Origin of the sequence: Streptomyces sp. NPDC126510 (genome assembly GCF_040302345.1) — a bacterium.
GTDB lineage: Bacteria > Actinomycetota > Actinomycetes > Streptomycetales > Streptomycetaceae > Streptomyces.
Window position 1 is genome coordinate 139,421 of record NZ_JBEORR010000005.1, and the last position, 20,138, is coordinate 159,558.

Genomic DNA, 20,138 nt, shown 5'->3' on the forward strand with positions numbered 1-20,138 from the left:
GTGAAGCCAGGAGGCCCGCACATGAGGGCACGTACGCAGGAGCGGCGGGACACCGTCGTCCGGGCCGCGGTGGCAGAGTTCGCCAAGGGCGGTCTGCACGGCACGCCGACCGCGGCGATCGCCCTGCGGGCCGGGGTGTCCCAGCCCTATCTGTTCCGGCTCTTCCCCGGCAAGCGGGAACTCTTCACGGCCGCGACGGTCCGGGCGTTCGAGTGCTCGGCGGAGGTATACGCGCGAGCGGCGCGTGGGCTGAGCGGGACCGCGGCACTGGAGGCCATGGCCCTCTCCCGCGGTGTGCTCCTCGGCGGGAGCGGTGTCCTGCTGATGCGGCTGCAGGCCGTGATGGCGGTGGCCATCGAGGGCTCGGAGGCCGTGAGAACGTTGGGTTCCGTGGGTGGCCCCGGTTCCCTGGGCGACTCGGCCTCCTCGGGCGACTCCGGGACCGGCGCGGCCTTCGCCTCGGTCGTCCGCGGTTGCTGGGCGGGGCTCTGGGACGTGGTGCGGGACAGGTCCGGTGCTCCGCCGTCCGCGCTCGACGCGTTCTTCGCGAACGAGTCGCTGGCGGCCGTCCGGGCAAGCCTGGAGGCACGGGACCACCCCGTCGATCACGCCCAGGACGGCTGCCGCGATCCGGCCACTCAGCTGAAGGGGTGACCGGCTCCGATGCCGGTCCAGCAGCTCCGCGCCTGCACCCGCGTCGAGGTGGCGGCCTGGTGCGCGATCCCTGCGACCCGAACTGCGCCTGTCAGAAACCCCCTCCCTGTGAAACCCCAGGTCACCGACCTGGGGTTCTGTCTGTTGTCACTCCGTGGGGCAGCAGGCTCAGTGGACGCTGTCCAGCTTCGCCCGCTGCTCCGGGGTCAGGTCCAGATCCACCGCGCCCAGGCTTTCCTCCAGCTGCGCCACCGACGAGGCGCCGACCAGCGGGAGAACCGGGATGTCCCCGCCCATGAGCCAGGACAGCACCACCTGGTTGACGGTCGCGCCGGTCTCGGCCGCCACCTCGCGGATCGCCTTCAGCCGGGGCTGGGTGCCCGCATGGTCGAAACCGGGGCCGAGCGGCTTGTCGTCGCGGACGTACGCGCCGGAGATCAGGGGGGAGTACGCGACCTGGGTGAGCGACGGGTTGGCACGCAGGTAGCTGAGCAGGTCACCGCTGACCAGGCCCTGGTTGCCGTCGGGGGAACGCATGCTCGGGATGTCGGTGCGCTGGCGCAGGTAGCTGTGGTGGTGCTGGAGCACCTCGTAGCCGGGGACACCGGCTGCGGCGGCCAGGGCGCGGGCGCGCTCGATCCGCCAGGACCAGTGGTTGCTCGCGCCGAGCAGGCCGGCCACTCCGTCGGCGACCACGTCGGCGAAGCCCTGGACGGTCTCCTCGAGGGGGGTCCGCTCGTCCATGATGTGCGCGTACAGCAGGTGGATCTTCTCGATGCCGAGGTATTCCCTGCTGCGCTCCGCCGACTCGCGGATGACCTTGGCGGACAGGCCCTCCACGTCGAGGCTGAAGGTCTGGGTGGGCTGGTTGGGGCGGGCGCCGAGCTTGGTGGCGATGGTGATCTCGTCGCCGATCCCGCGGCTGCGCAGCCAGCGGCCGACGAGCTGCTCGCTCTCGCCGCCCTGTGTGCCGTTCACCCAGAACGCGTAGTTGTTCGAGGTGTCGATGAACGTGCCGCCCGCCTCGACGAACCGGTCGAGGATCGCGAAGGAGGTGGCCTCGTCGACGGTGGTGCCGAAGGTCATGGCACCGAGGCTCAGGACGCTGACCTCACGACGGGTCTCGGGCGTGCTGCCGATGACGCGGTACTTCATGGTGAACCTTTCAGTGGTGGGAGGTGACCGACTCGGCCACGGAGGAGGCCGCGGCACGGACCGGCAGGTCCGCTAGCAACTCCGCCACGACGGCGTCGATGTGGGGTACGAGGTAGAAGTGGCCGCCGGTGTACACGCGCAGGCGGAACGGTCCGGTGCCGTGACTCCGCCAGGCCTGGGCCTGGGGCTCGTCGACCCGCGGGTCGGCGTCGCCGATCAGGGCGGTGACCGGGCACGGGAGCGGGTCCGCCCCGCGGAACCGGTACGTCTCGGTGGCCACGTAGTCGCTGCGGACGGAGGGCAGGATCGCGGCGAGCAGCTCCGGGTTGTCGAGCATCCCCTGATCGGTGCCGCCCAGCAGCTTGATGTCGGCGATCAGCTGGTCGTCGTCCGCGAGGTGCACCGATCCGGGAGCGGGTATCGACGGGGCACGGCGGCCGGAGACGGTGAGGGCGGCGGGCGGGAAGCCCGCGTCCCGCAGCCGGCAGGCCACCTCGAAGGCGAGGGAGGCGCCCATGCTGTGTCCGAAGAGGCTGAACGGCCTTGCCGGTGACAGGCGTGGCACCAGCTCCCGCGCGATCAGATCGGCCATCTCGTGCAGGGACTCCACGCACCGGTCGGCGAACCGCTCCTGCCGCCCGGGGTACTGGACGACCAGCACATCGGCGTGCGCGGCCAGCCGGGCCGAGAACGGGAAGAAGTACGAGGCGCTGCCGCCGGCGTGCGGGAAGCACAGCAGGAGCGGGGAGCCGGCCGGCGCGGCGTGGAAGCGGCGGAGCCACGCGCTGCCGGTGGGCGGGACGGCGTTCGGGTGCGGCCGTGTCATCCGGTGCTCCGGGCACGCCCGTTGCCGCCGCGGGCTCGGCGGGCGGTGATGGGGATGTGCTTGTAGCCGGAGACGAAGTTGGAGCGAAGCCGCTCGGGAGGACCGGCCGGCCGGAAGTCCTCGAAGCGGGTGAACAGCTCGTGGAACAGGGTCTTCAGGCTGACGCGGGCGACGCTGTGCCCGATGCAGTAGTGGGGCCCGATGCCGAAGGCCAGGTGCTTGTTGGGCCTGCGGCGGATGTCGAACTCCTGGCCGCGCGTGAAGACGGTCTCGTCGCGGTTGGCGGAGCCGAGCCAGATGACGACCGCGTCCCCGGCGCTGATCCGGGTGTTGCGGATCTCCACGTCGCGGGTGGCGTACCGCAGGAAGTGGTTGACCGGCGAGGCCCAGCGCAGGGCTTCGTTCAGGGCCGTGTCGTCGGCCTCCGGGTGCGCCGCCCAGTCCTGGAGCACTCCCGTGTCGATGAACTCGGCCATGACGAAGTTCGGCGGGTGGGGGGTGGTGACGTTCGCGCCGAGCAGGAGGCTGTAGCAGTTGGCGACGATCTCCTCGGACGCCATGTGGCGGCCTTCGAACTGCGTGGAGATGAGCACGCTCAGCAGGTCGTCCCCGAGGTGGTCGCGGCGGAACCGGACCAGGTCCTGGAAGTACGCGAACAGGTCGCGGTGGGCGGCCTTGAGGGTGACGTCCCGGCCGCCCGGGTCCTGGTACTCGGGGTCGTCGGCGGCGATGCACACCGTGGTCAGCCGGCTGAGCCAGGCCCAGTCCGCGGTCGGCAGGCCCATCATGGTGCCGGTGACCGACATCGGCATGGCCAGCATGGTCTGCGCGAAGTCGAACGTGCCGCCGTCGCCGAGCGGTTCGATGAGGGGGACCACCAGATCGCGGATCATCTCGCGTTGCCGGTCGACCGACTTGATCGCCAGGGCCTTCTTGAGGCGTCCCTGCATCTCGGTGTGGCGGGGCGGGTCGGTGGCCGCGAGCTGCTTGCCGCCGGCCGGGTCGTCCGTGCCCAGCAGGTCGAGCATGGTGCCGCGTTCGGAGGTGAAGGTCGCGGTGTCCCGCAGGACCCGGTCGGCGTCCTCGAAGCGCACGACGTTCCAGAACCAGCGCTCGTCGTCGACCTGGTGACGGGTCAGCGTGTCCATCGCGCGCATCCGTCGCCAGACGGGGTGCGGGTCGCCGTCGCTGTAGAGGGCCGGGTCCACGAGGTTCACGCCGTCGGCGGTTCCGGTGGTGGCCGCGTGCATCGGGCAGCCCGGCGGCGGAGCGAGTGAGGGTCCGGCAGGGGCGGGTGTGGCATGGACGGTCAAGGCCCGTCTTCCTTTCACCGTGATGGGCAGGAAGGCGCCGTGCCGTGTGCCACGCTTCACCCCCTCCTCGCGGCTCCGGGCCGTCGTGCGCCGGAGAACGGCACGGCGTACGGCAGCGGGCGGAGACCCGAGGGGATGAGGTGGGCGGGCTACACGGCCAGAACGGGATACGGCTCCGGGAGTACTGCCGGAGCTCGTCCCTCACAGCGCGACGGGGAACCAGCCGGTCTGCGCGGTGGGACGGCCGTTGAACGGCCGGGCCTGAAGTTGCTTCCGGCACAACGTACATGACACCGACGGGAAGGTGAAGCCCGCACCGGGTCCCCCGGCCGCGTCAGTCCGGCACCGAATCCAGGAAGCCGCTCTTGCCTATGAGGTAGGCCAGTTGGGCCCGGCTGCGACTGCCGAACAGTTCGGCGGCCCAGCGCATGTGGTTGGAGACGCTGCGCGGGCTCATGCCGAGACGGCTCGCGATCGCCTCGTCCGTGTGGCCGTTGACCATGTGCCGCAGGATCGTGCGCCGTACCTCGTCGGTGAGGAGCGGAGGGAGCCGGCTGCTGGGGAACTTCCGCAGCGGCTGGGCCCGTTGCCAGGCGTGGTCGAAGAGCCCCACCAGGTAGCGCACCACCCCGGGATGCTCGACGGCGAGTGCCGTGTCACGGCGTTCCGAGCCGGGGTCGGGGATGAACGCGATCTTCCGGTCGCAGACGATCAGCCGGTCGAACACCTCGTCCAGGGTGCGCACTTCGCCGCCCGCCTGCGAGATGCGCTCGGCGTAGGTGAGCGTGGGCTGGTGGGTGCGGATCGTGTGCTGGTAGATGGTGCGCTGCAGCACTCCGCGGCCGATCGCCTCCAGATCGCTCTCGAGCGCCTTGTCGAGCAGTTCCTGGGGGCGGCCGCCGCCGGGCTGCGCGGTCAGCAGCTCCTGCTGGCAGGCGTGCACGGCCGCCGAGAGGGTCGCGCTGATCGCCTCCTGGCCCCGCACGGCACGGATCAGGTGCGACTCGCCCTTCCCGTAGCTCTCCAGGTAGACGTCCTGGGCCCGGTTGATCGAGGCACGCAGCGTCGCGAGAGCGGTCCGCCTCTCCTCGATGACGTGTTCGAGATGGTCCAGCCGGGCACCGGCCGCCAGGCGTGGCGGGATGGCGGCCAGACTGCCGTCGGGCAGCCGCTGGACGAGACCCAGGTCCAGCAGACATGAAGGGCACTCGGTGGCGGGGGGCCGGCCACGAAGGGCGTCCGAGTAGTACCGGAGCCCCTCGTCGCAGAGGACGGCATCGCGATCCTCTGCCTCATTGTCCGTAGTTGTGCACATTTTTCCCCCTGCTGGTTTCAGCAATGCGGGATCATCCTGCTCGATCCTCGATGACCTTGCACGCCGATACGTGCATGCTTCCGGCGGGGAACCACCACAGATCTGCCGCACAACCGCCACAGCCCTGGACACCGGGGGAGCCCGATACGGGTTCCGTTCCGCAGATGTCCGGGTCTCTCGCAGAAGCAAAACAATGGGGGACAGATGAACAGGAACGTTCTCAGACACATACTCGGCACGCTTGCCCTCGTGGGCGCGGCCGTCATCGGCGTCACCGCCGCCCAGGCCCCGGCCGGCCAGGCCGTTCTGGCCGACTCCCAGTGGGGCAGCACCCCCGCCCCGGACAGCGGCGAGGACGACTCGCAGTGGGGCTGATCCCCCGCCCGCCCTTCCCGGTCCCGGGCCCGCCCTGTTCGATCCCGGGCCCGCCCTTCCCGGCGGACCGGCACTGATCCCGGCGCACACCGGCCGGCCCGCCCCGCCCTGATCAACGGAGCGGCCGTACACGCGGCGGATCCCGTACGCCGCATGCCACCCCCTCTTCCCACAGATTTCGGAGGTCGCTTCGTGCTGCCCGAAACGCCGAACGGTGCGTCACCCGACGGCCACACCTGGTATCCGGCCACCCGGGTCCAGCAAGGTATGTGGGTTCTGGACCGCGACACGCTGCTGCGGCCCACCCAACTGGTACCCACCGTTGTGGAGTTCACCGGTCCGGTTGACCACGAGGTGCTGGTCTCGTCCGTTCGGAAGGCCCTCGCGCGGCACCCCTCGCTGCGGGCCCGCTTCCGGCTCGACATCAAGCGCCGCCGGGTCGAGTACCACACCGACGGGCCGCCCGCCGAGCCCGGACTGCGCGACGCCGCCGCCGAGGGATGGAGCGAGGACGATGTCGACCACCGCGTACGGACCCTGAGCGGCGCGCCCTTCGACCTGGGCCGGGACGCGCCCGCACGCGCCGAGATCATCCGTCTCGGCCCGGAGCGCACGCTGCTCGCCCTCAACGTGCACCACATCGTGTTCGACGGGGTCTCACGCGGCATGCTCCTCGACGAGATCCGCTCCCTCTACCGCGCCGGACTCGACGGCGTTGAGCCGGAACCGAGCGACCCGCCGCACCCGGCGACGGTGGCCGCGAAGCGCACCCCCGAGGAGATCGAGGAGCAGGTCGCCGACGTCGTCGGCCGGCTCCGCGGCGCACCCCCCGAGGTCCGGCTGCCGTTCACCCGCACACCGCGGGAGGGCGAGGAGTCCCTGCTCGGCGCCACCCTGGCGACGGCTCTCGACGAGGAGACCACCGAGAAGGCGATGGCGGTGGCCGCACAAGAGGGGTGCACCCCCTTCATGGTCGGGGTCGCCCTGCTCGCCGGCACCCTCGCCCGCACCGGGCCACAGCGTGACTTCCTCATCGCCTTCGCCTGGCCCGGACGGGACGATCCCGCCACCGCGGACGTGATCGGGATGTTCATGACCACGGTCGTGCTGCGCGTCACCATCGGCCCGGATGACACCTGGCGCGACCTGCTCAGCGGGGTTCGCGTCGGCGGCATGGAGGCGTTCGTCGACAGCGACGTCCCCCTCGACGCCGTCTCCGCCGCCCTCAACCCCGACCGCAACGCCCTGTGGCCGCCGCTGTCGCCGGTCCTCGTCAACCTCGACGAGGCGCCGCGGTCCCTGGAGCTCACCCCGGACGTCACGGGCCGGCTCCGCCCGCTCGACCCGATGTTCGTCAAGTACGACCTGGCGATGTTCGTCCGGCTGGAGGACACGGCGGGGGGACGGCGACTCGCCCTCTCGCTGGACTACCCCGTCAACGTCTTCGCCCACACCGACGTTTCGCGCTTCCTTCACGATCTGCGGCGCAGCGCCGCGGGCCTGGCCACATTCCCGGAGAAACCCGTGCTCGAAGAGACCGTACGCCCCACCGCCGCCCCGGCCGACCTGGACGACCCGGCGGCCCGCCTCGACCTCGTCCGCTCCGTGTGGCACGAGGTCCTGGGCACCGACGACTTCGCCGACGACGTCAGCTTCTTCGAGGCCGGCGGCGATTCCCTGCTGCTCGTGCTCCTCGTGGAGCGGCTCGGCCAGGTCTCGGGCCGAGAGGTCCGGACCATGGACCTGTTCCGCTCGCCGACCGTCGGCGGCCAGGCCGAGCTCATCGCCGGCGCCGCCGCGTCGGCCGCCGAGCCCACGGGTGGCAACCGATGACGGCCCACGCGCTGGCCGCCGAGGTCATGGAGATACCGGACGGCCCGGACGCGTTCGGCGACGCCAGTTTCATCGCGCTCGGCGGCGACTCGCTGCGTGCCATGCGCCTGGCCGGCGTACTCCAGGAGCGTCTGGGGCTGCGCGTCCCGATCATGGAGTTGCTCGGTGACGCCCCGCTCACCGAGGTCCTCGCCGCCGCCACCCCCGCTGCCACGGCGACCGGGGCGGCGCCGGCCTCCCCGTCCGGCCTCGACGCCGAACAGGCGCTCACTCCCGCCCAGCGCGGCATGTGGCTGATCGAGAAGGTGGCCGGGGGCTCCCCGTACAACCTGGTGTTCCGGTGCTTCAGCCGGGGCGGCCGGCTCGACCCCGGCATCCTGGCCAAGGCCCTCGCGGCCACCGCCGCACGCCACGAGGGACTGCGGGTCGTCTTCCGCGAGGCCGGCGACGACGTGGTCCAGGAGGTCCTGCCCGTCCACGCACCGGACGTCGTCGAGTACGTCCACGACGACCCGACCGAGACCTTCGAGAACCACGTACGGCGCCGCAGCGCCGAACTGGGCCGCGAGCCCTTCGACCTGGCCGCCGCTCCCGCCTACCGGTTCGCCCACTGGACCCCGGCCGACCCCTCCGACGAGCGCTCCGCCCTGGTGCTGACCGCGCACCACATGGTGCTGGACGGCTTCGCGGTCGGCTACCTGCTGCGCGAGATCTTCGACAGCTACGCCGAGTCGAAGGCCGCGTGCGAACGAGCCGCCCAGAGCCTCGGCAGCCCGCTCTCCGCCCTGCGCCGGCACCAGGAGGAGGCCCGCGCCCGAGGCGTCTGGGACGAGCAGACCGAGTTCTGGAAGCAGCACCTCGCCGGGGTTCCCAGTGTCCTCGAACTCCCCGCCGACCGGCAGCGCCCCACCCTTCAGGACGGTGCCGGCGACCGCCTCGGCCTCGACCTCGGCCCGGACACCACCGACCGGGTCGCCCGCCGGGCACAGGCCCTCGGCATCACCCCGTACTCCCTGCTCCTCGGCGCCTTCGGCCTGTGCCTGGCCCGGCGCACCGGCAACCGCCGGCTCCTGGTCGGCGTCCCGCTGCTCGGCCGCGGCAGCTCCGAGCTGCGTCGGCTGGTCGCCGTCACGGGCAATCTCGTACCCCTGCTGATCGATGTGGACGACGACCTCGACGTCGCCGCGTTCCTCCGGGGGGTGCACCGCAATCTCGGTGCCGCCATCGACGCCGGCGATCTGCCGTTCGAGGAGATCGTCGCCCGTCTCGGCATCGAGCGAAGCCTCGGCTGCCACCCGCTCGTCCAGGTCTGCTTCGGCATGCACGACCAGCTGGTGCCGAGCGAGCTCAGCGCCGGGCCGGTCCGGATCCAGGTCGAGGAAGGGCACGGCGGCGGCTCGCAGTTCGACCTGACCATGCTGATCGGCCAGGCGGACCCCTCCTTCGCCGGCCACCTCGAATACGCGACCGGCGTCTGGCACGAGGCCGAGGCCCAGTCCTTCGTCGCCGACTTCCTCGCGACCGTCGAGCAGGTCAGCGCCGCCCCCGAGGCCCGCCTCGAGGACGTCCGCTGCATCTCCGCCGAGGGGCACCACCTGCTCGACGAGATCAACGGAACCGGCCGGGACTTCCCCCGGACGTCCCTCGACGCGCTGTTCCGCGAGACGGCGGCGCGTCACCCCGACACCGTCGCCGTCCGCGACGGGCAACACGCCCTCACCTACGGCGAACTCGCCGCCGCCGCCGCCGAGCAGGCCCGCCTGCTGATCGACGCCGGCGTCAAACCGGGCGACCGGGTGCTCGTGGGCGTGGAGCGGTCGGTGGCCGAGACCGTCGCCGTGCTCGGTGTGCAGTGGGCGTCGGCCGCGTACGTGGGCATCGACCCGGCGCAGCCGGACAGCCACCTCGCGCGGATCGTGGAGCGGGCCCGGCCCAGCGCCGCGCTGACGGGTCCCGTCGGCTCGCCGGCCGCGCGCCGGTTCGCGGAACTCGGCGCCCCGGCCGTGCCGGTCTGGGAACCGGGCTGGCGGCCCGCCGACCCGCGGACGGTGCCCGCACCGCCCGAGGACCCGGCCCGCCTCGCGTACGTCGCCTTCACCTCCGGCTCGACCGGCAATCCCAAGGGCGTCGGCGTCCCGCACCGCGCGGTGATCCGCCTGGTCCACGAGGCTGGTTACGTGCGGCTCGGCGAGGGCGAGCGGATGCTGCGGCTGTCCCCGCTCTCCTTCGACGCCTCCACCCTCGAACTGTGGGGCGCGCTGCTGACCGGCGCCACCCTGGAGGTGCACCCGGCCGGACTGGCGTCCCCGACCGAGCTGGGCGCCTTCCTGCGGGAGCGGGGGGTCACCGTGGCATGGCTGACCGCCGGGCTCTTCCGGCTCGTCGAGGAGTTCGCCTCGGACTCGCTCGGCAGCCTGCGCCAGCTCCTCACCGGCGGAGACGTGGTACCGCACGAGCACACCGCGCGGGTCCTGGCCAGGCATCCCGGCCTGGTCGTCACCAACGGCTACGGCCCCACCGAGAACACCACCTTCACCACCACCCACTCGGTGGCACGCGCGGAGGACGTCGACGGGCCGCTGCCCATCGGCCGCCCCGTCCCCGGCACTCGCGTGTACGTGCTGGACGCGCGCCGCCGGCTGCTTCCGCCCGGTGCCGTGGGTGAGCTGTACACCGGCGGTGAGGGCCTCGCCGACGGCTACCTGGGCGACGAGCAGGAGACGGCCCGGGTGTTCGGGCACCTGTCACCGGACGTACCCGAGCGGCTGTACCGCACGGGCGACCTGGTGCGGATCGACAGCCGGGGCCGGGTGCGCTTCCTCGGCCGCGCCGACGACCAGGTCAAGCTGCGCGGCTACCGGATCGAGCTGAGTGCGATCAGCGACGTCCTCGCCGAGCACCCCGGGGTGCAGGACGCCGTGGTCGTCGTCAGCGAGGGAGACAGCGCCGAGAAGCGGCTCGTCGCCGCCGTCGTCCCGGCCCCCGGTGCGGCCGTCGGCACGGCCGCACTGCGCGACCTGCTCACCGAGCGGCTGCCGTCCTACATGGTCCCGGCGCTGTGGGCCGTGGTGGACCGGCTGCCCGTCACCGCCAACGGCAAGGTGGACCGGCGCGCACTGGCCGCGCTCGCGGGGCCGGCGAAGCGGACCGCGGCCGTGACCGCCACCGGGGCGCAGGCCCTCACCGGCACGGAGGCCGCGGCGCGGGCCGTCACCGGCACAGCAGCCGCGGCCGGGGCCGTGGCCGAGGCGCCTGCCGGTATCAGCCTCGAAGGCATCGCCGAACTGTTCGCCGCCGTCATCGAGGCGCCGGAACCGGTCACCGGCATCACCGAGGACACCGACTTCTTCGTGATCGGTGGCAACTCCCTCGGCGCGGTCCGCCTCATGCGCCAGGTCAAGCAGGAGCTGGGGGTGTCCGTACGGCTGCGGGACTTCCTGCTGTCCCCCACGCCCGCCGGGCTGCGCGCGCTCGTCGAGAAGGCCGCGGTCTGATGGCCCGTACCGCGGCGCCGGTCCCGCCGCTGTCCCTGGCGGACGGCGTGCGGGCACCGGAGTGGGACGAGGGGCTGGAGTGCTGGGTCGTGGCCGACCCCCGCCTGGCCCGGCAGGTCCTCAACCACCCCGGATTCGCCTCGGGGACCTTCGAGCGGTCCTTCCAGCTGTACATGGCGGACGCGACCCGCACCGAGTACCGCGAGCTCACCGAGTTCCTGCGGCTCTGGTTCGTCCAGGCCGACGCCCCCGAGCACACGGCGCTGCGGCGCCCCGTCCAGCGGATGCTGTCCGCCTCGTACGTACGGTCCCTGACGCCCCGCGTCGAGGAGATCACGGAGGAGTGCCTGACCCGGCTCGCGGCCACACGTCCCTGTGACGTGATGCCGGCCGTGGCCGAGGGCGTCTCCGGCGAGGTGATGGCGCACGTGGTCGGCGTCGACGTACCACCGCCGGTGCTGCACGAATGGTCGCGGACCCTGTCGCTGTTCATCGGTGCCATGTACCGCCGCGACCACGCCCGGGCGGCACAGCGGGTCATGGTGGAGATGACCGAGGCGCTCGCCGGGGCGCGAGCGCTGGAGGACTTCCCCACCGACACGCCCGAGGACCGGGCGCGCACCAACGCGACCTGGGCGATGTGCCTCTTCGGCGGCCTGGAGACCACCGCCTCGCTGCTCGGCTCCACCGTGCTCACGGCGCTCGGCGACCGGGAGCTGTGGGAGGCGGTACGGGCGGAGCGGCCCGGCGTGGTCGAGAACCTGGTGGAGTCCGTGCTGGTACGCCGGCCGCCGCTGCGGCACCTGGGGCGGGTCGTCGCCCACGACCAGGAGATCGCCGGAGCCCGGCTGCGCGCGGGCGACCTGGTCCTGGTGAGCCTCACCGGGCAGGGGCCGCTCGACGAGGCCGCGCCCGAGGCGGTGTGCCCGGTCACGGGCGCGTCCGCCCCCGCGGGACCGGCCACCGGCGAGGGCACCGACCGCAATCTCGTCTTCGGCTACGGGCCGCACTACTGCGTCGGCGCCCCGCTGGCCCGTATGGAGGCGGCGGTCCTGCTGCGGCGCCTGGCGCGGCGGTTCCCGAGGGCCCGGCTGTCCGACGAGGCCGCCGTGTGGGGCCCCAACCTCAGCTACGTCGGTCTCGACCACCTCTACGTCGACCTGGGCGGAGAAGCCTGACATGTCACTCCCTCCCGTGTCCTCCTCTTCCGGTGAGCACGCCGTCGCCGTCGTCGGCATGGCCTGCCGGCTGCCCGGCGCGCCCGACGTCCGGGCGTTCCGGTCGCTGATCCGGGCGGGCGGGGACGGCATCAGCCGCCCCACCCGTGAGGAGCTGCGCCGGCGCGGGGTGGATCCCGCCTACGTGGGCCGGGAGAACTTCGTCCCGGCCATGGGCGTCATCGAGGACTCCCGCCGCTTCGACTGGTCCTTCTTCCGGTACAGCCGGGCGGAGGCGGCGGCGACCGACCCCCAGCAGCGGGTCTTCCTGGAGTGCGCGGCCACGGCGGTCGACGACGCGGGCATCGACCCCGCCCGGTTCCGGGGACGGATCGGCGTGTACGCCGGTGCCGACCGCTCGGGGCCCGGCCGGGACGACGCCGCGCTGGGCGAACTGGCCCGGTACATCGGGCGGGAGAAGGACTTCGTCGCCACGCGGGTGGCGTACAAACTGGGGCTGCGCGGTCCCGCGATCACCGTGCAGACGGCCTGTTCGACCTCCCTGACGGCCGTGCACCTGGCGGTGCGGGCGCTGCGCGGCGGTGAGTGCGACGCCGCTCTCGCGGGCGGGGTCACGGTGATGCCGCACGGCGAGTGGGGCTACCTCTTCGAACCCGGCGGGATCCTCGCCCCGGACGGGTACTGCCGCCCGTTCGACGCACGGTCCGCCGGGACCGTGCCCAGCGAGGGCGTCGGTGTCGTGGTGCTCAAGCGGCTCGCCGACGCCGTGCGCGACGGCGACCGGATCGCCGCCGTCATCGCCGGAACGGCGGTCAACAACGACGGCGCGGACAAGATGGCGTACACCGCGCCCTCCGCGGCCGGGCAGAGCGAGGTGATCCGGGACGCCCTGGAGGACGCGGGGATCCCCGCAGCGGCGGTGGGCCACGTCGAAGCGCACGGGACCGCCACCCGGCTCGGCGACCCCATCGAAGTGCAGGCGCTGACGGACGTGTTCGGGCCGGCCCGCGGCGAGACCGGCCGCTGTGTGCTCGGCGCCGTGAAGGGCAACGTCGGTCACACCGGCGCGGCCGCGGGCGTCACGGGTCTGATCAAGACGGCTCTCATGCTGGAGCACCGGGAGATCGTCCCGACGGCGCACTACACGACTCCCAACCCGCTGCTCGAACTGGACGGTTCGCCGTTCCGGGTGGCCACCGGGCTCGAGCCGTGGGCGCCGCGCGAGGGCCGGGCGGAGCGGGCCGGCGCGGTCAGCTCGTTCGGCGTCGGCGGCACCAACGCGCACGTCGTCCTCACCGAGGCACCCGCCGTCCCCCGGCCCGTACGAACGGCCCGCCCGCAGGTGCTGCCGCTGACGGGGCACACACCGGCGGCGCTCGCCCGGCTCGGCTCGGCGCTCGAGGAACGTTTCCGCGACGGCGTGGACGGCCCCGATCCGGCCGGGGCCGCCCGGACCCTGGCCGGGCGCCGCCGCCACCGGCACCGGCAGGCCGTGGTCGTCCGGGACACCGAACACGCCGTCGAGGCGCTGCGCGCCGCGCAGGGCGCGGCCGAACGGCCCGGCTCCCCCGGGCGGCTGGGCAAGGTCGCCTTCCTCTTCCCCGGCCAGGGCGTCCTCAAGGACGCGGCAGGGGAGGCCGCGCACCGTCTGCTGCCGGAGTTCCGGGCCGCGTTCGAGGAGATCCGCAAGGCCGCGGCCGACGACTGCGGTGTGGACCTGGGGCCCGTGGTCATTCCGGGCGAGACGCACGAAGGCCAGGCCGACTGGTTCTCCGACACCGTCCACCAGCAGCTCGGCCTCTTCGCCCTCGGCTACTCCTTCGGCCTTCAGCTCGCGGCGTGGGGGGTCACCCCGCACGCCATGCTCGGCAACAGCATCGGCGAGTACACCGCCGCGGCCCTCGCCGGCGTGTGGTCCCTGCCCGATGCGGTCGGCCTCGTCCATGCGCGGGCCCTCGCGATGCGCGACGCCGCCCCCGGCCGCATGGTCGTCGTCCACGCCTCGCCCGAGGACGTCGAAGCCCTGCTGCCGGACCACAGCGGCGTGACCGTCGCGGTACGCGGCAACGGTTCCGCCGTTCTCGCCGGCGGCGAGGCGGAGATGGACCTCCTCGTCGCGGGGGACGCCCTCCACGGGCTGCGCGTCACCCCGGTCCACACCCGGCGTGCCTTCCACACGCCGGCCATGAACCCGGCAGCCGAGGCGGTGCGGGACCATCTGTCGTCGATGCCCGCCCGCCCGCCCCGGCTGCCGTACATCACCAACACCACCGGCCGGTGGGCCGATCCGCAGGCGGCGGCCGGCCCGGAGCAGTGGGCGGCGCACCTGCGCGAGCCGGTCCGCCTGGACACCTGCACGGCCACGCTGCTCGGCTCCGGCTGCACCACCTTCTTGGAGCTGGGTCCCGGCGGGTCGATGACCGGCTCGCTGCGGGCCGCGCCCGGCTGGGATCCCGCCCACCGGACCGTCCGGTTCGCCCCCGGCCGGCCGGACGGCCAGGCCGGACTCCTCGACGCGATCGGCGCCCTGTGGGAACTGGGCGTGGACCGCGCCCTCGACACCGTCCTGGACGGCGGACACGGCGACCCCGGCGACCGGCCGAGGCGCTGCTCGCTGCCCGCGCACCCGTTCCTGGGCGAGGACCCCGATCCGGAACCGGCGGCGCTGCGAGGGGAACGCGTACCGGCCGCCGTAGGGCCCGGCGCGGCCGTCACCCCGGCTGCCCGGGACGCGGCGGTGGCCCCGGCCTCCCGGACGGAGCGATCCGTGCGGTCACTCCTGGAAGAGGCCTGGTGCCGGACCCTCGGCGTGAGCACGGCCGCCGACCCGGACGACTTCTTCGGCCTCGGGGGCGAGTCACTGCTCGCCCTCGCGCTCACCACCGCGGTCCGCGAGCGGGTGGGAGCGGAAGTGTCCGTCACCGACTTCATGCTGAAGGCGACCTTCGGCGGGCTCGTCGGGCTGGTGGAGCGCGTGCTCGGCGACCGGTCCGGCCCGGCCTCCCCCCTGCCGGGCGTGGCCACCCTGCGGGAGGGCTCCGGACGGCCCTTCTTCCTCGTCGCGGACGCCCTCGGCAACGCCCTGCCCTACCGGGCCCTGGCCGCGCGGCTCGTCCTCGAGGGCGACCGGCCGGTCCTGGCCCTGGAGCAGCCGGCCCACGACGACCGGGACGGGCGCCGCTCGATCGGGTCCCTGGCTGCCACCCATGTGAGGAACCTGCTGCGGGCCCAGCCCACCGGCCCGATCACCCTCGGCGGTTGGTCCTTCGGCGCGGTGGTCGCGCACGAGACCGCCCGGCTGCTCGCCCTGCGCGGGCACGAGGTCGACCTGCTGGTCTCGCTGGACGGATACGTGCCCGACACCCACCCGCTGCCGGTCGCCGCGGCCCCCCGCTTCATGCTCGGCGGGCTGAAGGCCGGTCTGGACACGCTGCTCGGCGTCGGGCCCCTGGCCGCAGTGCACCGCCGCAGTCCCGAGGCGCGGCGGCGGTTCCTCGCGGGCCAGGCCGCCGTACTGGCCCACCGGCCACGCCCGGTGAACTGTCCGGCCGTCCTCTTCAAGGCGGAGACGGACCCCGCGGCGGCCGGCCGGCTCGCCCGCCGCCTCGCGGGCCTCCACCCGGCAGGACTGCGCGTGACGGCGGTGGGCGGCGACCACTGGTCGATGTTGAAACCGCCGTACGTCGACGACCTGGCCGCACGCATCGGCGAGGCACTCCGCCCGGACACCCGGTCCGCGGCACCGCACGAGGAGAGGAACGACTCTTGACCGTCTCGCAGACACCTCCCGGCACCGAGTCCGAGGACCCGGCGCCGCAGGACGCCGACGCCGCCGGAAGCACCGACAAGCCCGAGGACACCGAGAAGCCGCTGCTGCGCAATCGCGACTTCCAGGCCCTGTGGACCAGTGAGGCGTTCGCCGCGCTCGCGAAGGAAACGGCGGAGGTCGCGTACCCGCTGCTCATCCTCACCACCACGGGTTCGGCCTTCTACGCGGGAGCCGTCGGCTCGGCCCAGCTCATCACCACCAGCCTGTTGTCCATCCCCGGCGGCACACTCGCCGACCGGATGGACCGACGGCTGCTGATGATCATCTGCAACCTGGTCCGGGTCGCTCTGCTCGGCCTGTTCAGCGTGCTGATCTTCGCCGGCCAGACGCAGCCGGCCCTCGTGTTCGCCATCGCCGTCGGCTCGGCCGCGTGCCTCGGCATCTCCAACCCGACGGGGCTCGCGGCCATCAAGCAGCTCGTTCCGCCGTCCCAGCTGACCCAGGCCACGGCCCAGAACCAGATCCGGTACTTCGCCGCCACCATGGGCGGCCCGCCCGTCGGCGGCTTCCTGTTCGGCGTGGCCCGCGCGTTCCCGTTCCTGAGCTCGGCGATCGGCTTCCTCGTCTCCACCGTGCTGCTGCTGTTCATCCGCAAACCGATGAAGGTTGAGCAGTTCACCCCGGGCGAGAAGCGCAACACGGCCGAGGGCTTCCGCATCCTCGCCCGGCAGCCGGTCCTGCGCCTGCTGATCGTGTGGATCATGGGGTCGAACATGGCGTTCACCCACTCCGGTGTGTTCCTCGCCCTGATCGCCACCGCCGAAAGCCGGGGCGCCTCCTCCGGGTTCACCGGCCTCCTGCTGTCCATCGCGGGCATCGGCGGTCTGGCCGGCTCACTGATCGCGGGACCCGTCATCAAGAAGGTCGCGCCGGCGAAACTCTTCCTGGCCGCCGCCTGGATCGGTCCCGTCGCCGCCGTCCTGCTCGCCAACGTCTCCGGGCTCGTCCCGCTCGGCATCATCGTCGCCTGCGTGTTCCTGCGCGGCCCGATCACCAGCGCGCTGTTCCTCGCCTACCTCGCGGCGATGGTCCCCGACAAGGCGCAGGGCCGGGTGCTCGGCGCGGTGATGTTCATGTCGATGATCGCGGCCCCGGCCGGTGTGTTCATCATCGGCACCGTCTTCGACCAGGCCGGCCCGGTCTGGGTGTTCACCATCATGGCCGTCATCTCCGGCCTGGCCGCCCTGCCCACCCTCAGTCCGCGCATCCGCGGGCTCGCGCCCCCCGAGGCGTACACGGACACCGTCGCCACCGGCACGCCCGCCGAGGGCGGCCACTCCCAGGAGGCTCCCGCAGCCCCGCACAAGGAAGGGGATTCCTGATGACCACCGAGCTGCCCCGTACCCAGGAACAGCTTCCCCCCGAGTTCTTCACCGCCCCCGAGGGCAACGACCTGCACACCGCCAATGCCAAGCTGCGCGCGAGCGGTTGCCCGGTACACGCCATCAACTACCCGGTGGGCGGCGAGGGTTACGTCGTCGCCGACTACACGACCGTACTCAAGGCGTTCAGCGACCCGCGGCTGTCCAAGCGGGTCGACAACGCCCCCGCGTGGTTCCGCGACCTCGTCAAGGACTCCAGCCCGGTCCTGGTGCGCAACATGCTGACCGCCGATCCGCCGGAGCACACCCGGCTGCGCAAGCTCGTCAGCCGCGCCTTCGTCCCGCGCCGGATGGAGCTGCTGCGCCCGCGGGTCCAGGAGATCACCGACGAGCTCATCGACGCCTTCCCCGAGCAGGGCGAGGTGAACCTGATGGAGTTCGCCTTCTCGCTGCCGATGCGGGTCATCTGCGAGTTCCTCGGCGTCCCGGTCGCGGACCGGCCCCAGCTGCACACCTGGGGCAACTGGCTCAGCGGCGCTCCGTATCCCGACGCGGAGTCCAACGAGAAGCTCAAGGACGCCAGCGAGAACATCGAGCGCTACCTCCTCGACCTCCTCGCCGACCGTCGCGCGAACCTCGGTGACGACCTGGTCAGCATCCTGGTGCGGGCCGCCGACGAGGAGGACCGCTTCACCAACGACGAACTGGTCTCCACCCTGGTCCTGCTGATCATCGCGGGCCACAAGACCACCGCCAACCTCATAGGCAGCGGCACCCACGCCCTGCTCACCCACCCCGACCAGCTCGAACTCCTGCGCTCCCGGCCGGAGCTGGCCGATTCCGCCGTCGAGGAGTTCCTGCGCTTCGAGTCCCCCGTCTACCGGGGAACCCTCCGTGTCGCCGCCGAGGACATGGAACTGGGTGGCTGCCCCATTCCCAAGGAGAGCTTCGTCCACCTGCTGATGGGCTCCGCCAACCGGGACCCCGAGGCCTTCGAGAGGCCGGACGAACTCGACATCACGCGCACCGCCAACCGGCACCTCGCGTTCGGCCAGGGCCCGCACTTCTGCGTCGGCGCCCCGCTCTCCCGCGTCGAGGGCGACATCGCCTTCACCACCCTGCTGCGCCGGCTGCCGGGCCTGCGCCTGGCCGTCCCGGCCGACGAGGTCGACTGGCTCTTCGACAACTCGACCAGCCGCGGCCTGGTGAAGCTGCCCGTCACCTACGACGCCCGCCTCGCGGCCGGCACCCGCCCGGCCGCCGACACCTCCCAGGACCGCTGACATGGCCGACCGCATCTCGCTCGTGTGCCTGCCCTTCGCCGGCGCGGGTGCCTCCTTCTACCGTCCGTGGCAGCGGCTCGCCGAGCCGCACGGCTTCGACGTCCTGCCGCTCCAGCTCCCGGGGCGCGAGCGGCTCATCGACGAGGAGCCGTACCGGGACGCGAGTGCCGCAGCCGACGGGCTGCTCACCGATCTGCTCACCACGCTCGACGGCGGCCCGCGCCCTCACCGCGTCGCCCTGTTCGGCCACAGCCTGGGCGCCGTCCTCGCCTACGAGCTGGCACGCCGCCTCGTCGAGGTGCCCGAGGTGCGGGTCGCGGGGCTGTTCGCCAGCGGCTCGCCGCATCCCGCCGAGCCGCGGGCCCGCCAGGCTTCCGGGCTCGACGACGACGCGTTCCTGGAGCGCGTCAACGAGTTCGCCGGCTACACGGACGAGGCCCTCCAGGACCCCGAGATGCGTGAGCTGATCCTGCCCACGCTCCGCGCGGACGTGGAGATGCACGAGTCGTACCGGCCGGCGGACGACCGGGCCCTGCCGGTGCCCGTCACCAGCCTGCGCGGTGCCGACGACACCCTCGTCAGCCGCGCGGGGGCCGAGGCGTGGGCACGCACCACCGTCGCGGGTTTCCGCGCCGTGGAGCTGCCCGGTGGGCACATGTACCTGACCGGGTCGGCACCGGAACTGCTCCGGACCGTCGCCGAGGAGCTGAACCGGGCAGCGGAGGAACAGTGCGTCTGACCGGGAAGACCGTTCTGGTCACGGGCGCCGCCCGGGGCCTGGGCCGGGCCACCGCGCTCGCCTGCGCCGCCGAGGGGGCCGCCCTCGCGCTGCTGGACGTGTGCGGCGACCTGGCGGGGGTGCCCTATCCGCTGGGCACCAGGGGGCAGTTGGAGCACACGGCGACGCTGTGCCGAAAGGCCGGCGCCGCGGTGCTCACCGCGGCCTGCGACGTGCGCGACCTGGCCTCCGTGGAGTCGGCCGTGGCCCTCGCCGAGGACCGCTTCGGCCGCATCGACGCCGTCGTCAACAACGCGGGCATCGCGGCCCCCTCGGGCAAGGCGGTGCACGACATCGCCGAGGACGAGTGGGCGCTGATGATCGACGTCGACCTGACGGGAGCCTGGCGGGTGATGCGTACGGTCGCCCGCGCGATGAGCGCCCGCCGCTCCGGTTCCATCGTCAACGTCGCCTCGACGGCCGGACTCGTGGGCTACCGGCACTTCGCCGGGTACGTCGCCGCCAAGCACGGCCTGATCGGCCTGACCAAGGCCGCCGCCCTCGACTACGCGCCCACGAAGGTACGGGTCAACGCCGTCTGCCCCGGATCGGTGCGGGACGACGCGACCGCCGAGGGCCGGATGCTCGCCGAGATCGCCCGCGCCCTGGACGTGCAGGTGGGCGAGCACGAGCAGACGTTCACCGAGGCGCAGCCGATGAACGCGCTGATCGAGCCGGAGGACGTCGCCGCCGCCGTGGTCTACCTGGTCTCGGACGACTCCCGGCAGGTGACCGGCTCCGTACTGACCGTGGACGGCGGGTTCACCGCGCGCTGACGGGCGG

Annotated in this window: 14 protein-coding genes; 10 read left to right on the plus strand and 4 right to left on the minus strand. The window is 72.9% G+C overall.

Annotated features, from left to right (window positions below; translation table 11 throughout):
- Positions 1-21: 21 nt before the first annotated feature.
- Positions 22-654, plus strand: coding sequence for a TetR/AcrR family transcriptional regulator (locus ABTX60_RS08370; RefSeq protein ID WP_352096290.1), 633 nt, complete (start codon positions 22-24; stop codon positions 652-654).
- A gap of 168 nt (positions 655-822) precedes the next feature.
- On the opposite strand, the gene ABTX60_RS08375 is transcribed toward ABTX60_RS08370, so the two are convergent.
- The 4 genes from ABTX60_RS08375 to ABTX60_RS08390 all read right to left on the minus strand — a co-directional run bounded on the left by ABTX60_RS08375 (position 823) and on the right by ABTX60_RS08390 (position 5,263).
- The gene (locus ABTX60_RS08375) at positions 823-1,809 is read right to left on the minus strand and encodes an aldo/keto reductase (protein WP_352096291.1); all 987 of its coding nucleotides are present in this window, start codon (positions 1,807-1,809) and stop codon (positions 823-825) included.
- 10 nt (positions 1,810-1,819) lie between these two features.
- On the minus strand, positions 1,820-2,635 hold the full coding sequence (locus ABTX60_RS08380) for a thioesterase II family protein (RefSeq protein WP_352096292.1): 816 nt from the start codon (positions 2,633-2,635) through the stop codon (positions 1,820-1,822).
- The gene (locus ABTX60_RS08385; RefSeq protein WP_352096293.1) at positions 2,632-3,948 is read right to left on the minus strand and encodes a cytochrome P450; all 1,317 of its coding nucleotides are present in this window, start codon (positions 3,946-3,948) and stop codon (positions 2,632-2,634) included. Before ABTX60_RS08385 ends, ABTX60_RS08380 begins: the two co-directional genes overlap by 4 nt.
- Before the next feature lie 334 nt (positions 3,949-4,282).
- The gene (locus tag ABTX60_RS08390; protein ID WP_352096294.1) at positions 4,283-5,263 is read right to left on the minus strand and encodes a LuxR C-terminal-related transcriptional regulator; all 981 of its coding nucleotides are present in this window, start codon (positions 5,261-5,263) and stop codon (positions 4,283-4,285) included.
- Positions 5,264-5,467: 204 nt separating this feature from the next.
- On the opposite strand from ABTX60_RS08390, the gene ABTX60_RS08395 reads away from it, so the two are divergent.
- The 9 genes from ABTX60_RS08395 (at position 5,468) to ABTX60_RS08435 (ending at position 20,131) form a co-directional block, all read left to right on the plus strand.
- Positions 5,468-5,638 (plus strand): hypothetical protein, encoded by a 171-nt coding sequence (locus ABTX60_RS08395; RefSeq protein ID WP_352096295.1) that lies wholly within the window; start codon positions 5,468-5,470, stop codon positions 5,636-5,638.
- Between the two features lie 192 nt (positions 5,639-5,830).
- Complete coding sequence (locus tag ABTX60_RS08400; RefSeq protein ID WP_352096296.1) at positions 5,831-7,471, plus strand: condensation domain-containing protein; 1,641 nt, start codon at positions 5,831-5,833, stop codon at positions 7,469-7,471.
- On the plus strand, positions 7,468-10,965 hold the full coding sequence (locus ABTX60_RS08405; protein WP_352096297.1) for a non-ribosomal peptide synthetase: 3,498 nt from the start codon (positions 7,468-7,470) through the stop codon (positions 10,963-10,965). The genes ABTX60_RS08400 and ABTX60_RS08405 overlap by 4 nt, the downstream gene beginning before the upstream one ends.
- Complete coding sequence (locus tag ABTX60_RS08410) at positions 10,965-12,143, plus strand: cytochrome P450 family protein (protein ID WP_352096298.1); 1,179 nt, start codon at positions 10,965-10,967, stop codon at positions 12,141-12,143. The genes ABTX60_RS08405 and ABTX60_RS08410 overlap by 1 nt, the downstream gene beginning before the upstream one ends.
- Position 12,144: 1 nt before the next feature.
- Entirely contained in the window at positions 12,145-15,912 is a 3,768-nt protein-coding gene (locus tag ABTX60_RS08415; RefSeq protein WP_352096299.1) for a type I polyketide synthase, read from the plus strand.
- Positions 15,909-17,294 (plus strand): MFS transporter, encoded by a 1,386-nt coding sequence (locus ABTX60_RS08420; RefSeq protein WP_352096300.1) that lies wholly within the window; start codon positions 15,909-15,911, stop codon positions 17,292-17,294. The genes ABTX60_RS08415 and ABTX60_RS08420 overlap by 4 nt, the downstream gene beginning before the upstream one ends.
- Positions 17,294-18,577, plus strand: a complete 1,284-nt coding sequence (locus tag ABTX60_RS08425; protein WP_352096301.1) for a cytochrome P450 family protein — start codon at positions 17,294-17,296, stop codon at positions 18,575-18,577. The genes ABTX60_RS08420 and ABTX60_RS08425 overlap by 1 nt, the downstream gene beginning before the upstream one ends.
- Position 18,578: 1 nt before the next feature.
- Positions 18,579-19,316 (plus strand): thioesterase II family protein, encoded by a 738-nt coding sequence (locus ABTX60_RS08430; RefSeq protein WP_352096302.1) that lies wholly within the window; start codon positions 18,579-18,581, stop codon positions 19,314-19,316.
- The gene (locus tag ABTX60_RS08435) at positions 19,307-20,131 is read left to right on the plus strand and encodes an SDR family oxidoreductase (protein ID WP_352096303.1); all 825 of its coding nucleotides are present in this window, start codon (positions 19,307-19,309) and stop codon (positions 20,129-20,131) included. The genes ABTX60_RS08430 and ABTX60_RS08435 overlap by 10 nt, the downstream gene beginning before the upstream one ends.
- Positions 20,132-20,138 lie beyond the last annotated feature (7 nt).